This window comes from Pseudomonas sp. B33.4, from assembly GCF_034555375.1.
Classification (GTDB): domain Bacteria; phylum Pseudomonadota; class Gammaproteobacteria; order Pseudomonadales; family Pseudomonadaceae; genus Aquipseudomonas.
Map to the genome: position 1 here is coordinate 5,707,551 of NZ_CP140706.1, position 14,145 is coordinate 5,721,695.

12 protein-coding genes are annotated in these 14,145 nt (G+C 60.0%); 6 read left to right on the forward strand and 6 right to left on the reverse strand.

The window, feature by feature from the left end; all coding sequences use genetic code 11:
• The first annotated feature begins 32 nt into the window (after nucleotides 1-32).
• Nucleotides 33-1,112, forward strand: coding sequence for an endonuclease/exonuclease/phosphatase family protein (locus U6037_RS25240; RefSeq protein ID WP_322844902.1), 1,080 nt, complete (start codon nucleotides 33-35; stop codon nucleotides 1,110-1,112).
• A gap of 51 nt (nucleotides 1,113-1,163) precedes the next feature.
• Nucleotides 1,164-2,084: a hypothetical protein gene (locus U6037_RS25245; protein ID WP_322844903.1), complete on the forward strand. Its 921-nt coding sequence runs from the start codon at nucleotides 1,164-1,166 to the stop codon at nucleotides 2,082-2,084.
• A 148-nt stretch (nucleotides 2,085-2,232) separates the two neighbouring features.
• Here U6037_RS25245 and U6037_RS25250 read toward each other — a convergent pair whose 3' ends face one another.
• From U6037_RS25250 to U6037_RS25265, 4 genes are all read right to left on the reverse strand, one after another.
• Nucleotides 2,233-3,069, reverse strand: a complete 837-nt coding sequence (locus tag U6037_RS25250; RefSeq protein ID WP_034153794.1) for an ABC transporter ATP-binding protein — start codon at nucleotides 3,067-3,069, stop codon at nucleotides 2,233-2,235.
• Nucleotides 3,057-3,860, reverse strand: coding sequence for an ABC transporter permease (locus U6037_RS25255; RefSeq protein WP_103303657.1), 804 nt, complete (start codon nucleotides 3,858-3,860; stop codon nucleotides 3,057-3,059). The genes U6037_RS25250 and U6037_RS25255 overlap by 13 nt, the downstream gene beginning before the upstream one ends.
• Nucleotides 3,861-3,870: 10 nt before the next feature.
• The gene (locus tag U6037_RS25260; protein WP_322844904.1) at nucleotides 3,871-4,857 is read right to left on the reverse strand and encodes an ABC transporter substrate-binding protein; all 987 of its coding nucleotides are present in this window, start codon (nucleotides 4,855-4,857) and stop codon (nucleotides 3,871-3,873) included.
• Between the two features lie 502 nt (nucleotides 4,858-5,359).
• Nucleotides 5,360-6,850, reverse strand: coding sequence for an aldehyde dehydrogenase (locus U6037_RS25265; protein ID WP_322844905.1), 1,491 nt, complete (start codon nucleotides 6,848-6,850; stop codon nucleotides 5,360-5,362).
• A gap of 221 nt (nucleotides 6,851-7,071) precedes the next feature.
• On the opposite strand from U6037_RS25265, the gene U6037_RS25270 reads away from it, so the two are divergent.
• Nucleotides 7,072-7,986, forward strand: coding sequence for a LysR family transcriptional regulator (locus tag U6037_RS25270; RefSeq protein WP_194934885.1), 915 nt, complete (start codon nucleotides 7,072-7,074; stop codon nucleotides 7,984-7,986).
• A 21-nt stretch (nucleotides 7,987-8,007) separates the two neighbouring features.
• On the opposite strand, the gene U6037_RS25275 is transcribed toward U6037_RS25270, so the two are convergent.
• Entirely contained in the window at nucleotides 8,008-8,463 is a 456-nt protein-coding gene (locus U6037_RS25275) for a winged helix-turn-helix transcriptional regulator (RefSeq protein WP_194934886.1), read from the reverse strand.
• Nucleotides 8,464-8,612: 149 nt separating this feature from the next.
• On the opposite strand from U6037_RS25275, the gene U6037_RS25280 reads away from it, so the two are divergent.
• Together U6037_RS25280 and U6037_RS25285 are read left to right on the forward strand one after the other, a co-directional pair.
• Nucleotides 8,613-9,875: an MFS transporter gene (locus tag U6037_RS25280; protein WP_322844906.1), complete on the forward strand. Its 1,263-nt coding sequence runs from the start codon at nucleotides 8,613-8,615 to the stop codon at nucleotides 9,873-9,875.
• Nucleotides 9,876-9,969: 94 nt separating this feature from the next.
• Nucleotides 9,970-10,872, forward strand: a complete 903-nt coding sequence (locus U6037_RS25285; protein ID WP_322844907.1) for an EamA family transporter — start codon at nucleotides 9,970-9,972, stop codon at nucleotides 10,870-10,872.
• Here the strand turns inward: U6037_RS25285 and hrpB are convergent.
• Nucleotides 10,841-13,360: an ATP-dependent helicase HrpB gene (gene hrpB / locus U6037_RS25290; RefSeq protein ID WP_322844908.1), complete on the reverse strand. Its 2,520-nt coding sequence runs from the start codon at nucleotides 13,358-13,360 to the stop codon at nucleotides 10,841-10,843. The genes U6037_RS25285 and hrpB overlap by 32 nt on opposite strands.
• Nucleotides 13,361-13,722: 362 nt before the next feature.
• Here hrpB and U6037_RS25295 point away from each other — a divergent pair, with 362 nt between their 5' ends.
• Complete coding sequence (locus U6037_RS25295; RefSeq protein WP_034153788.1) at nucleotides 13,723-14,142, forward strand: hypothetical protein; 420 nt, start codon at nucleotides 13,723-13,725, stop codon at nucleotides 14,140-14,142.
• The last annotated feature ends 3 nt before the right edge of the window (nucleotides 14,143-14,145 follow it).

Here is a 14,145-nt window from a genome sequence, read left to right on the forward strand (position 1 = left end):
GGGCCACTTTCTGTAACGCTATAAGCCGAGCCATGACCCGTCTACTGCGCTACACCCTGTTGCTTGTCGTGCTCGCCATCGCCCTGATCGGCGGGCTGCTGTTCAGCCTGACCTGGCGCCCCGACGCCCGCGAAACCCTGCCATTCAGTTGTACTGGAACGCCACCGACACTGGTGCCGGGCCAGGCGCTGAAAGTCATGACCTGGAACGTGCAGTTTCTCGCGGGCAAGCGCTATGTGTTCTGGAATGACCTGGCTCAGGGCGACGATGAAACGCCGACGCTGGAAGACATGGCCTTCAGCCTTGATGAAGTGGCGCGGGTGATCCGCGACGAACAGCCCGACGTGGTGCTGTTGCAGGAACTCGATGACGGCGCCAAGGCCAGTGATTATCAGGATCAGCTCAAGTTGTTGCAGGAACGCGTTGCCGACCTCTACCCGTGCAACGCCAGTGCGTTTGACTGGAAAGCCGAGTTCGTCCCTGATCGACACATCTTTGGCAGCGTTGGCCGCCAGTTGGCGACCCTGAGCCGCTATCGCATCGAGCACGCCGAACGCCTGCAATTGCCGGTCGCTGCCGCCAACCTCATCAGCCGCCAGTTCCAGCCGAAAGACGCCCTGCTCGCGACCAAGCTGCCCCTGAGCGATGGCGGGCAACTGACCGTATTCAACACGCATCTGGAGCGTGCCAGCCAACCGGACGACACCTTGCAAGCGCAAGTGACAGCGGTGGCCAAAGTGCTCGACAAGTACGAAAGCCAGGGCCTGCCGTGGTTGATCGGTGGTGATTTCAATCTGTTGCCGCTCGGCCAGTACCGCCGCTTGCCTGCCGAACAACGCACGCCCTACTCCGCCGACAGCGAGCTGCACCTGCTGTGGGACAAGTACCCGATGATCCCGACCAACAACGAAGCCAGCGGCATCGATCGCGCGCAATGGCTGACCCACTACCCCAACGATCCCGGTCTGAACGGCCCGGATCGCACGGTCGACTACCTGTTTTACAGCCCGAAGATCAAACGGGTGGAAGCGATGGTGCGCCAGGACGACACCTTGCGCATTTCCGATCACTTGCCGGTGATTGCGCGCTTCCTGCTGCCGGCGGCGCCCTAGGCAGGGCCGAGGAACATCGACCCGTCGCCCGAATTCACGATATGGAATCTCATGAAAATCTTATTGGTGTGCAAGGACATTGGTGGTTACGCGCGCAAACTGGCGGACTATCTGATGATCGACAACGACGTGTGTTTTATCGATACGTCATCGATGCAGAACAGCTTTGATCGAGCGCCGAAAATCCTGCGTCGCCCGCTGAAGCGCTGGGCGCAGATACGCCAGTTCAACAAAGCCATCGCTGCGCATGGACGTTTCGATGTGGCACTCATCATCAACCCGGCCCAGATCGATGCAAACCAGTTGGCCGCCGCACTCAAGGTCTCCGACCACAAGATCGCCTACCTCTACGACAGTTTCAGTCGCTGGCCGATGACTCGCGAAGCCCTTGCCGGTTATGACGAGGTGTTTTCCTTTGATCCGGAGAATGCCGAAAGCTACGGTCTGAAAAAACTCTACAACTTCATCTACGACGACTACAGCGCCGACGACGAGCCCGGTGAGTACTCGGCGTTTGTGGTGATGGCGGGCAAGGATCGGGTGCCGGCACTTGAAGGCCTCGCGCAGGCATTCGATCGTCTCGGGGTGACCGATTACAAATTTCTGGTTCAGTGCAAACCGATCCCGAACGCGCATCCGGGTATCACGTTCTTCGAGCAGAGAATGTCGCTGGAATCCGTCGGCGAACTGGTAAAGCGCTCGCGAATCATTCTGGATATTTCCAAGCCTGGTCAGGCCGGGTTGAGCTTCCGGTTCTTCGAAGCCATGGCCTCACGGAAAAAAGTCATCACCACCAACAGGAGCGTGGTCGACTATGACTTTTACAACCCGGCGAACATTTTGGTCATTGATGAGGCCAATCCGCTGATTCCTGAACGGTTCATGACTGATCCGTATGTCGATGTGCCTGAACACATCTACCAGAAATACACCCTGCAGGGATGGGTCAAAACCGTGTTTGCCCGGCCGTGAGCTGACCTCGCCATCCCCTGCACCATAGGCCCCTGTGGGAGCGAGCCTGCTCGCGAAAGCGGTGTGTCAGGCACCTTGTTTATCGACTGACACTACGTCTTCGCGAGCAGGCTCGCTCCCACAATGGCTAGGTCTTGCGACAGTTGGATCAATGCACCTCTTCCAGGTCGTCATGCAACAGCCCGAAGATCTGCCGTTTCATGTCGATGAACGAGCGCTCCATGACCATGTCCAGTGAACGCGGGCGTTCGATCGGCACGTCGAGAATCTGCTTGATCCGTCCCGGTTTGGCGCCCATCACATAAACCCGGTCGCCGAGCAGAATCGCTTCGTCGATGTCATGGGTGACGAACAACACAGTCTTCTTGCTGTTGCCCCAGACCCGCAGCAACAACTGTTGCATCTGCAGCCGTGTCTGGCTGTCGAGCGCGCCGAACGGTTCGTCCATCAGCAGAATCTGTGGATCATTGGCCAGTGCCCGGGCAATTGCCACGCGCTGCATCATCCCGCCCGACAGCTGCTTGGCGTAGTTGTCGGCGAACCCGGCGAGGCCGACTTCGTTGACGTAATAATCGACGATTTCCTTGCGCCGCGCCGCCGGCATGCCACGGCGCTTGAGACCGAACTCGACGTTCTGGCGTACCGTCAGCCACGGGAATAATGTGTAGCTCTGAAAGACCATACCGCGATCCGCGCCAGGCCCTTGCACTTGCTGGCCGCCGACATAAATTTCGCCGGATGTCGGCTCAGCCAGCCCCGCAGTCAGATACAGCAAACTCGACTTGCCGCAACCCGAAGGTCCGACCAGCACGGCAAACTGTTGATCCGGCACCTCGAACGACACCTCCTCCAGCGCGGTAAACGTGCCGCCGTCGGGCTTCTTGTAACGCAGGCTGACCTTGTCCACCTGCAAGCGTGGAGCCGCTTGCGCCGGGGTCGCAACAGGTTCGATGAATCGATGATTGGCAGCAGTCACTGAGCCCATGCGGCAACCCTCAAGCGAAGAAAGCGGAACAGTTGATCGGTGACCAGGCCCAACAGGCCGATGATCGCGATGGCGAGGAAAATCACGTCGACCTGAAAACCACGCATGGCCTTCAGGCTCAGGTAACCCAAACCGCTGGACGCGGCGACCAGTTCGGCCACCACCAGATAGGTCCAGGCCCAGCCCATGGTCACGCGCAAGGTGTCGAGCACGCCCGGCACCGAAGCCGGCGCGATCACGTGCAACACCGCATCGCGGCGATTGGACCCCAAGGTGTAAGAGGCGTTGATCAGATCCTTGGAGATGCCTTTCGACACGTCGGCGATCATCACCAGTTGCTGAAAGAACACGCCGAAGATAATCACCGACACGCGCTGCTCCAGACCGATACCGATCCACAGGATGAACAGCGGCACAAACGAGGTCACCGGCAGATAACGAATGAAATTCACCAGCGGTTCAAGGAACGCCTGAACGATGCGGAAGCTGCCCATCAGCAACCCCAACGGCACCGCCACCAGCGACGACACAATAAAGCCGACCATCACCACTTCGACACTCGCCCAGACATGCGTGCCGAGGGTGCCGTCGCGGCTCAGGCGCACGGCAGCTTCAACCACCGCGCCCGGTGTCGGCAGGAACATGCCCGGCACGATGCCGCCGTAAGACAAGCCAGCCCACAGGCCGACCAACAATACCCAGGCCAGACCGCTGGCGCTCCACACCACTGGTACTGGCAAAGCGGTTTTCGGCGTGAGGCTGCGGCTCAGCCACGAATTGCGCTTGAACATTGCAGACCTCCTAGAGCGGGCTGACGAAACGGTTGTCGACCAGCTCGTCGTTGCTGACGTTGTACGGTTTGCCCTGCAATTCGCTGGCGGTTTCGTTGGCCAGTTTGATCAGCGGCGCGCTGTCGCCCGGTTTGCCCGGCGAACCCAAAAGTTTCTCGCTCATGGCCTGATCATAGAAACGCACGCCTTGTGCGGCGGCAGCCAGCTCCTTCGGATCGGACAGGTAACCGCCGACGCCTTTGGCCATGATTTTGTAAGCGTCTTCCGGATGATCCTTGGTGTACTGCACGGCTTTGTACAAACCGGCGACCAGCGCCTTGACGTCTTCCGGCTGCTTCTCGATGACGCTGCAATTGAGCGCGACCACATCGACGATCACCCCAGGGGTGCTGCTGCTGTCGATCAACACTTTGCCTTGCTGCTTGTCGCGGACCATCGACAGATGCGGTTCCCAGGTCACGGCGGCGGGCACGCGACCGGCGATGAACGCGGTCGCGGCATCGTCAGCGGTCATGTTCTGCACGGTGATGTCGCTCATCTTCATACCGTTCTTTTTCAGCAGGTACGAGAGCCAGAACTGTGAAGTCGAACCCTCGTTGACCGCCACGGATTTGCCCTTGAGCTCCTGCAAGCTCTTCACATCCTTGCCGACCAGCACGCCGTCGCCGCCATGGCTGTCGTCCAGCGCCGCGACCGCTTTGAAGCAGAACTGCGGACGGTACTTGAGCACTTCATCGATGGTCGAGGCCGAGCCGGACAATTGCCCCGATGCTTGAGCGGCCATGTACATCGAGGCTTCTTCGACCACCGGCAATTCGACGGTCAGGCCGTTTTCCTTGAAGTAGCCCAGATCCTGAGCCAGATAGAGGGTGCCATAGCCGACCCACGTGGTGTGGCCGATGGACAGGGTGCCGGCCTGAGCGCTGGTCGCGACCGCGGCAGCCAGCGCAGTGATGGCCAGAGGCTGAGTGAGACGAATACACAAGGATTTGATCATGGAGCACTCCCGACGCTGTTGATTTAGTTTTGTCATGGGCAGTACGGTCGCCGGCCGTTGTGCAGTTGCTGCCGTTGGTCTCTCGCGGACGCTTGGGCGGACAACATTCGGCTGGCGGGCAAGATCGATGGTGGCCCATGTGCGCGGTGAGGAAAATCAGGAAATTGTTGGCTGCAAATGATGAAAAAACTGGCTAGTGCGCACTGCTAAAGGGCGAGGATTGCAGGGGTGCGCGAGGTGGGTGCAGATCGGGGATTTTCTGTGGCTGGGAGAATGCCATCGCTGGCAAGCCAGCTCCCACAGGGATCTCGAGCGAACCCTGGATTTTGTGAACACCGCTGAAAACTGTAGGAGTGAGCCTGCTCGCGATGGCGGTGTGTCAGACACAGATGTATTAACTGACAGACGGCTATCGCGAGCAGGCTCACTCCTACAGGGGATCTTCGGTGTGACATAGATCCAGTGTGGGAGCGAGCCTGCTCGCGAAGGGGGCGAGTCGGTCTCAGCGCAACTGGAACCAGGTGGTTTTCAGCTGGGTGTATTTATCGAACGAATGCAGCGACAGATCACGGCCAAAACCGGACTGCTTGCCGCCGCCAAACGGCACCGTCACATCCAGCGCATCCACCGTGTTGACCGACACCGTGCCCGCGCGCAAACGACGCGCCACGCGATGGGCGCGGTTCAGGTCATCAGTCCACAGCGACGCCGCCAGCCCGTAGACACTGTCGTTTGCCAACCGCACCGCTTCCTCTTCACTGTCGAATGGCACGACCGCCAGCACGGGCCCAAATACCTCTTCGCGAAACAGCGGCATGTCAGCGGTCACACCGGTAAAAATCGTCGGTTCAATAAAATTATCCGACCCGTTGAAACGCCGCTGCTGCCCTCCACAAACCCGGGTCGCTCCCGACTGCTCGGCATGACGAATGAAGCGCATGATGCCCGCCGTCTGCTTGTCATCGACAATCGCCCCGGCGCTGCTCTGCGGATCCAGCGGATCCCCCGGCAACCAACGCTCTGCCTGTGCTTTCAAGCGTTCGACAAACGCATCATGAATCGAGCGCTCCACCAGCAAGCGCGAGTTGGCCGAGCAGACCTCGCCCTGATTGAAGAAGATCCCGAACGCGGCTTTTTCCGCCGCCAGATCGAGATCCTGACAATCGGCGAACACCAGATTGGCGCTCTTGCCGCCGCACTCCAGCCACACCTGTTTGAGGTTCGATTGCGCGGAATACTGCATGAAATATTTGCCGACCTGAGTCGAGCCGGTGAACACCAGACAATCGACATCCGCGTGCACCCCCAACGCCTTGCCAGTCTGCTCGCCAAGCCCCGGCAAGACGTTCAGCACACCCGGCGGCAGCCCCGCTTCCAGCGCCAGCTCGGCCAGACGCAACGCCGAAAACGGTGACTGCTCGGCCGGTTTGAGAATCACTGAATTACCCGCCGCCAACGCCGGCGCGAGTTTCCACGCGGCCATGTCCAACGGGAAATTCCATGGCACCACCGCCGCGACAACGCCGAGCGCTTCGCGGGTGATGGTCGCCAGCACATTCGGCGCACTGGGGGCGACCTGATCGTAGAGTTTGTCGATGGCTTCGGCGTACCAACGGAACACCCCGGCGGCTCCTGGCACGTCGATGTTGTAGGCGTCCATCACCGGTTTGCCCATGTTCAGCGAGTCGAGCAACGCCAGTTCTTCGCGATGACTCATCAGTAGATCAGCCAGTCGCAGCAGCACCTGTTTGCGCTCGGCCGGAGCACGTTGCGACCACGTACCGGCCTCAAAAACCTGTCGTGCATTGCGCACCGCCGCGTCGACATCAGCCTCGCCGCACGCAGCGACGTTGGCCAGACATTGCCCGGTCGCCGGGTTGATCGCGGCAAAAGTCTGCCCCGATATCGCCGCGCAATGCTTGCCGTCGATCACGGCCTGATCGGGAAACTTCAATGCAACGGCGCGGCGCTGCCACTCTGCAAGCTCGAACACGACGGATGCTCCTGAGACGTTATTGTGCCTCGATGGTCGCTCAGGCCCGCACGGGCTAAAAATAGTAAAAATGTCTTCGCAGGCAATAAAAACACTGGGCAACGACTTTCCCCAAACCCCGCGCAGGTGGCTATGGTTGAGGGATAACAACATCGTCGCGCAACGGACGTGGCGGCGCACAAATTGCTTGGAAGTCGAGTCCGCTCGTCCTGAGGTTTGCCGTGGCCGCCTACAATTTGCGTCAGCTGAAATACTTCATCACCACCGTCGAATGCGGCAGCGTTGCCGAGGCCTCGCGCAAGCTGTACATCGCGCAGCCGGCGATTTCCACCGCGATCAAAGGCTTGGAAGACAGCTTCGGCGTGCAACTGCTGATCCGTCACCACGCCCAAGGTGTGTCGCTGACCCCAAGCGGTGCGCGGTTCTTTCGCAAGGCTCAAGAACTATTGCGCATGGCCAAGGAGTTCGAGCAGAACGCTCTGGCCGACAACGATGTGGTTTCAGGACAGATCGACATCGGCTGCTTTGAAACCGTCGCTCCGTTGTATCTGCCGCAATTGATTGCCGGATTCTCTGCGTTGTATCCGGGAGTGAAAATCCGCATCCGCGACGGAGAACAACAGGAGCTGGTGCAGGGCCTGACGTCGGGTGCGTTCGATCTGGTGATTCTTTACGAACACGAACTCGACGCGACCATTCAGACCGAACCGCTGATGCCCGCGCAACGGCCATATGCGTTGTTGCCGGCGGATCATCGCTTTGCCCAGTACAAGCAAGTGTCGCTGCGCGATCTCTGTCTGGACCCGATGATCTTGCTTGATGTGCAGCCGAGCCGGACATATTTCGTCAGCCTGTTTGAAGAACTGGGGCTGACCCCGCGCATCGAGTTCAGCTCTCCGTCGATCGAGATGGTGCGCGGAATGGTCGGCCAGGGTTTCGGCTTCTCGATTCTGGTGACCAAGCCGCATTCGGAATGCACTTACGACGGCAAGAAAGTCGTTTGCGTGGACATCGTCGAGGACGTCACCGGCTCAGGCCTGGTGGCGGCGTGGCTCAAGCGCGGGCAGCTGACCAAACCGGCGCAGTTGTTCGCCGATTATTGCCGCGAATACCTGACAGCCAAAACCGCTGACTGAAGCCACAAGCCCGGACAGACTTCAACTGCGGCGCTTGACGACGCGACGGTGGCAATCCGCCGGGCTCAGCACCTTACCCGCGCCGGAACGCACAGCAATGGTCTCAACCGGCTCCGCGTGCTCATTGTCCAGAAGCACTGAATAGCTCTCGCCCTTGCTGAACAGGTAACGCTCCCCCCACTGGCGCATGCTGATCACGATGGGAAAGACCGCACGCCCCATCTCGGTCAGCACGTATTCCTTGTAGGCCGTGCCGTCGGACGCTGGCTGGAGATCGAATACACCCAGCTCGACCAGCCTCTTGAGTTTCACCGTGAGGATGTTCTTCGCCAGGCCCAGACGCTTCTGGAATTCACTGAAGCGACGCACATCATCAAACGCGTCCCGGATGATCATCAACACCCAGCGATCGCCAATAGCCTCAAGCGTGCGGGCCACAGGACATTCGCTTTGTGCGAGTAGCTGCTGTCTGGCCATGTTTCTCCAATTTGAGGGAAGTGCGTTGGAAAAGAGTTCTAACGTCAGACAAAAGTATTTTGAAAAACTAGTTGTAGATTAAAACCAGCCTTGTTAAAAATCAACGAATCGGTTTTCAATAGAAACCAGCTATTCCCAAGGATGGAATGATGTCGCTGAACCCTCAAAAGCCTTCGAAGATGGACGTCGATGCAGAAAACACGGGCGCCGGAGCCGCTGCACGCGCTCCCTTACAGAGGCCAGACCGTGGCGGTTTAAGTCGTTACCAGACATTTCTCTTTGCCATTACCTGCGCCATGGCCGTGGCCAATGTCTACTTCGCCCAACCGCTGCTGGAGTCGATGGCCGCCAGTCTGTCGGTCGCTCCAAGCACGATTGGTATCGTCGTCACAGCGACTCAGGCGGGTTACGCAGTAGGTCTGCTGTTTATCGTGCCGCTGGGCGACTTGCTCAACCGAAAAGGTTTGATCCTCACGCAGATGTTGCTGAGTGCCGTGGCGCTGTGTGCGGTCGGGCTGGCTCAGGACTGGGGCATGCTGCTCGGCGCGATGGTGCTGGTCGGTTTGATGGCGGTTGTGGTGCAAGTGGTGGTCGCCTACACCGCTACCCTCGCCAGTCCGGATCAGCGAGGTCAGGCCATCGGCACCGTGACCAGCGGTGTGGTGCTGGGCATTCTGCTCGCGCGCTTCGTTTCTGGGGCAGTGGCAGACCTCGCGGGCTGGCGCGGCGTCTACTTCGTGTCAGCGGCCTTGATGGTCGGCATGGCGCTGGTGCTGTATCGCACCATGCCGGCCTCGACCCCGCCGCCCACCAAAGGCAGTTACTGGCGCCTGCTCGGCTCGGTGTTCGAGTTATATCTCAGCGAACCCACGCTGCGCGTCCGCGGCACGTTTGCTCTGCTGATTTTCGCCGCCTTCAGCGTGTTATGGACCGCCATGGTGTTGCCACTCAGTGCGCCGCCCTTGTCCCTGTCACACACGCAGATCGGTCTGTTCGGTCTGGCCGGCGTGGCGGGTGCACTGGCGGCGGCACGCGCCGGACGACTGGCCGATCAGGGGCTGGGCAATCGCACCACCGGCATTGCCCTGGCACTGTTGACCCTGTCCTGGTTGCCGACTGCATTTGTTGAAAGCTCGTTGCTCGCCATGGTGGTCGGGGTGGTGCTGCTGGACTTCGCCGTGCAAGCGGTACACGTGACCAACCAGAGCCTGATTTTTGCCGCGCGACCCGATGCGCAAAGCCGACTGGTGGGCGCCTATATGTGTTTCTACTCGGTGGGCAGTGGCGCTGGTGCAATTGCAGCGACTTACACCTATGCGCACTGGGGCTGGGTGGCCGTTTGCATATTGGGTGCAGCCTTCAGTGGCATTGCGCTGCTCTACTGGATGTACCTGACGCTGAGCGCTCGATAACTATTCCATCGTCACCAGCAAGAGTTGGCCATCAGCCGACATCGCCAGATCTGCTGGCCCGCTGTTCACCCACCGCTATCAAGGCAAATCATTCATGAGACCACTGCACGTCATATTGGCTGTACTGATTACGGCAATCTGGGGCGTCAATTTCTCGGTGATCAAGCTGGGACTGACCACCGTAGATCCGTTCATCCTCGCAGGGATTCGCTTCAGTCTGTGTGCGTTACCGGCAATCTTCTTCATCCGTAAACCGAATGTGCCTTGGCGCTACATCATCGGTTACGGGCTGGTGTTCGGCATCGGTCTGTGGGGCATCGTCAACCTCGGCATCAAGGCCGGACTGTCGGCGGGGATTGCTTCGCTGGTTCTGCAATTCAGCGCCTTCTTCACCCTCCTTCTAGGTGGTTGGGTGTTCAAGGAAGCGCTGACGCGTTTTCAGGTGTTGGGCATGCTGATCGCCCTGGGCGGTTTGCTGTGCATCATCCTGATCAGCGACGGCTCGGTGAGTCTGTCCGGCGTGCTGCTGGTGCTGTCAGGTGCAGCGTCGTGGAGCATCGCCAACATCATCAACAAAAAGGCCCGCACCCAGGAGGTTTTTGCTTTCCTCGTCTGGTCGAGCGCATTCGCACCCATCCCGCTGTTCGCCATCGACTATGCGGTTAACGGCAGCGCCGGCTACGCCACGTTCGTCAATCAGGTTGATAGGACCGCCGTGCTGTCGATCCTGTTTCAGGTTTACCCCAATACACTCTTCGCCTACTGGATCTGGAACTCGTTGCTCAAGACTTATCCGGTGTCGACCGTCGCGCCGCTGTCGTTGCTGGTACCGATCTTCGGCATGCTGGGTTCGGTGGTGATCTTTCACGAAAGCGTGCCGGCGAGCAAAGTTTTCGCAGTGGTCCTGATCGTGCTGGGCCTGGCCGTTGGCCTTTATGGGCAGCGTATTTTCAATGCCATACGGACTAAGTGCCGCGCGGCTTCGCCCGCGCAGTAGCCTCAGCCACCAACGGATCATCCGGCCAGTAATGCTTCGGGTACCGCCCCTTTAAATCCTTCTTCACCTCGGCATAGGTGCTGCGCCAGAAGTTGGCCAGATCCTGCGTCACCTGCACCGGGCGCCGCGCCGGCGACAGCAGATGCAACTTGACCACCTGCCGGCCGCCGGCGATCCGTGGCGTATCGGCCAACCCGAACAGCTCCTGCAAACGCACCGCGAGAATCGGTGGAAACTCGCTGTAGTCCAGACGAATCGATGACCCCGACGGCACGATCAGATGATGTGGCGCCAGCTCATCGAGCTTTTGCGGCAATGGCCATGGCAGCAAGTTACGCACGATGCTCGACAGATCGAGATTGGCAAAATGACTGAGTCTTGAAACCTTGCCCAGATACGGCATCAGCCAATCTTCGAGAGTGCTCAGTAACGTCACGTCACTGACATCCGGCCACTGACTGTCATCCTGAGTGTTCAATTCCAACTGCCGCAATAACGCCACCCGCGCCTGCCACTGACGCAATTCCGGCGTCCACGGCAGCAGCTCCAGACCTTTGCGCCGCACCAGATTGACCAGCGCCTGACTGCGCGCATTTTCATCAAGACCGGTCAGCGGTTCACGGCTGAGAATCAGCTCGCCAACCTTGCGCTGACGCTCGGCGCGGAGCACACCTTCGCGTTCATCCCAATCGAGTTGATCGACATTGCGCACCTGTTCGGCGAGCACCGAATCGAACAGCGCCGGATCGAAATCCGCCGCCAGATAAATCCGTTCTTCGCGCTGGCCCTGACGGCTGCCGAGGTCGGCGATGACGATCCACGGCTCTTTCATCAGGCTGTCGGCTTCGGCGAACAGCGCCGCGCGACCGTTGGCCAGACGATATTCAGCGCCACCGACTCGCCGCTGTTGCGCAACGCGATCGGGATACGCCAGCGCCAGCAAGGCACCGAGCCAGCGCGGATGATCGGGATCGCTGACCGGCGCGCTGGCCTTGCCGCGCAGATAACCGCGATATTGCCGAGCCAGTTGCTTAGCGCGCTGCACACCGCCCTGCGCACCACGGGCGGCGCGCTCTTCGCCGGACAGCAGCACCAGCCGACTGTGCAAATCCGCGCCGGCGCCGCGCAAGATATCGCGCTCGCCGAGCAACGCGGCAACGTCGCACGCCATGTTCGCCAGCCCCAACGCCTGCCCGCGCAACAGCAAATGGCCGATGCGTGGATGCGCCGGTAACTCGGCCATGGCCTGACCGTGAGTCGTCAGCGCTTCGCCTTCCAGCGCGCCAAGTCGCTGCAACAAGTCCTGCGCCTGGGCATAAGCCGCCGCCGGCGGAACATCGAGCCAAACCAGTTCGCCCGGCGTCACGCCCCAGCGCCCCAATTGCAGAGCGAGGCTGGCGAGATCCGCCGAGAGAATTTCCGCACTGCCGTAAGCCGCGAGCTGTTCGTGTTGATCCTGCGACCACAAGCGATAACAAACACCCGGTTCCAGTCGCCCGGCGCGGCCCGCGCGCTGAGTGGCGCTGGCCTTGGAAATGCGCTGGGTATCGAGGCGCGTCATGCCGCTGCCGGGATCGAATCGCGGCACCCGCGCCAGCCCGGCATCGATCACCACGCGCACGCCGTTGATGGTCAGACTGGTTTCGGCGATGTTGGTCGCCAGCACCACTTTGCGCTGGCCGGGCGGCGCCGGATCAATTGCAGCACGCTGGGCATTGAGATCGAGTTCACCGTGCAACGGGCACAGCAACACGTCGCTGCGCTCACCAATGGCGTCGACCAGTTGTTGATGCACACGACGGATTTCCGCCTGCCCCGGCAGAAAGACCAAGACACTGCCGGTTTCATCGTGCAGCGCTTCGAGCACGGTTTGCGTGACACGCTGATCGATGTATTCGCCGGGCTGAAACGGCCGGCCCCAGCGCATCGTCACCGGATACATGCGGCCTTCGCTGCGCAGGATCGGCGCGTCGTCGAGTAACCCGGCCAGACGTTCACCTTCTAGCGTCGCCGACATCAGCAAAATCTTCAGCGGCTGTTCAGCTCGAAACAGCTCGCGACCATTCAGACTTAGGGCCAACGCCAGATCCGCGTCGAGGCTGCGTTCGTGGAATTCGTCGAAGATCAGCAGACCCACGCCTTCCAGCGCCGGGTCGTCCTGCAAACGCCGGGTGAGAATGCCTTCGGTGACCACTTCGATACGCGTATTGGGGCCGACCTTGCTGTCGAGACGAATGCGATAACCAACGGTTTCACCGACCTTCTCCCCCAACTCGCTGGCCAGCCGTTCTGCGGCTGCACGCGCGGCGAGACGGCGCGGTTCGAGCATCAGAATGGTCTGCCCGGCCAGCCACGCTTCATTGAGCAACGCCAACGGCACGCGAGTGGTTTTACCGGCGCCGGGCGGTGCTTCGAGCACGGCTTCGTGGCGAGTCGCCAAGGCTTCACGCAGGGCGGGTAAAACTTCATCGATCGGCAAAGAATTCATGCTGGCTCCCCAGGGCGTGCCCACAGTAAATTGCGAGTCGCGTTAAAGCTGTGAGCGTGCCAGGCAAGGCGCGGGACGCAGGTAAGGGTCGTTTCCTTGTCAAGTCCCGCAACGCAGCATGGTGCGCTCACAGCTTTAGCCCGGAGGGCCGACCCCCGACAGGATTCATTAGCCTTCACGCGGTGTCGATCTGGAGAAAACAACTTCAATCCTCACATATTTCGGTAGGGGTGAGACGAGGCCGCAATTTACTGTGGGCACGCCCTGCCAGCGGCGAGTATAACGGCGAACTGCCGGGCGTTCGTCAGGGTCTTAATTCCAGACGACTACGCTTCGTTTTCAAATGACTCAGGAGATTTCCCATGCGCTTACCTTTTCGCCTGATCGGCGGTGTACTGGTCGCCACCCTGCTCACGCAAATCACCGCGTGCGGTTCGATTTTCTACCCGGATCGTCGCGGTCAGATCGACGGCAAGGTCGACCCGGCGATTGCCGTGCTCGACGCCGTGGGCCTGCTGTTCTACATCATCCCCGGGCTGATCGCGTTTGCCGTCGACTTCGCCACCGGTGCGATCTATTTCGAACCGGGCCACACCGCGCAGATCGACCCGGCCAAACTCAAGCAAGCCATCGGCCCGGACGGTCAGGTCGATAATCACAAGTTGCAGGCTATTCTCGAGAGCGAACTGGGCCGGGACTTCCCATTGGATGATCCACGCCTGATTCAACACAAGGGCAGCACGCAACAACTGGCCATGTTCGGCCTGCAACCCGCCGCTTAAAAA

Excerpts from the sequence above, each read along its gene's own strand:
- U6037_RS25240 (WP_322844902.1), top strand. The coding sequence starts at position 33 with ATGACCCGTCTACTGCGCTACACCCTGTTGCTTGTCGTGCTCGCCATC.
- U6037_RS25245 (WP_322844903.1), top strand. The coding sequence starts at position 1,164 with ATGAAAATCTTATTGGTGTGCAAGGACATTGGTGGTTACGCGCGCAAA.
- U6037_RS25250 (WP_034153794.1), bottom strand. The coding sequence starts at position 3,069 with ATGGGCTCAGTGACTGCTGCCAATCATCGATTCATCGAACCTGTTGCG.
- U6037_RS25255 (WP_103303657.1), bottom strand. The coding sequence starts at position 3,860 with ATGTTCAAGCGCAATTCGTGGCTGAGCCGCAGCCTCACGCCGAAAACC.
- U6037_RS25260 (WP_322844904.1), bottom strand. The coding sequence starts at position 4,857 with ATGATCAAATCCTTGTGTATTCGTCTCACTCAGCCTCTGGCCATCACT.
- U6037_RS25275 (WP_194934886.1), bottom strand. The coding sequence starts at position 8,463 with ATGGCCAGACAGCAGCTACTCGCACAAAGCGAATGTCCTGTGGCCCGC.
- U6037_RS25280 (WP_322844906.1), top strand. The coding sequence starts at position 8,613 with ATGTCGCTGAACCCTCAAAAGCCTTCGAAGATGGACGTCGATGCAGAA.
- U6037_RS25285 (WP_322844907.1), top strand. The coding sequence starts at position 9,970 with ATGAGACCACTGCACGTCATATTGGCTGTACTGATTACGGCAATCTGG.
- hrpB (WP_322844908.1), bottom strand. The coding sequence starts at position 13,360 with ATGAATTCTTTGCCGATCGATGAAGTTTTACCCGCCCTGCGTGAAGCC.
- U6037_RS25295 (WP_034153788.1), top strand. The coding sequence starts at position 13,723 with ATGCGCTTACCTTTTCGCCTGATCGGCGGTGTACTGGTCGCCACCCTG.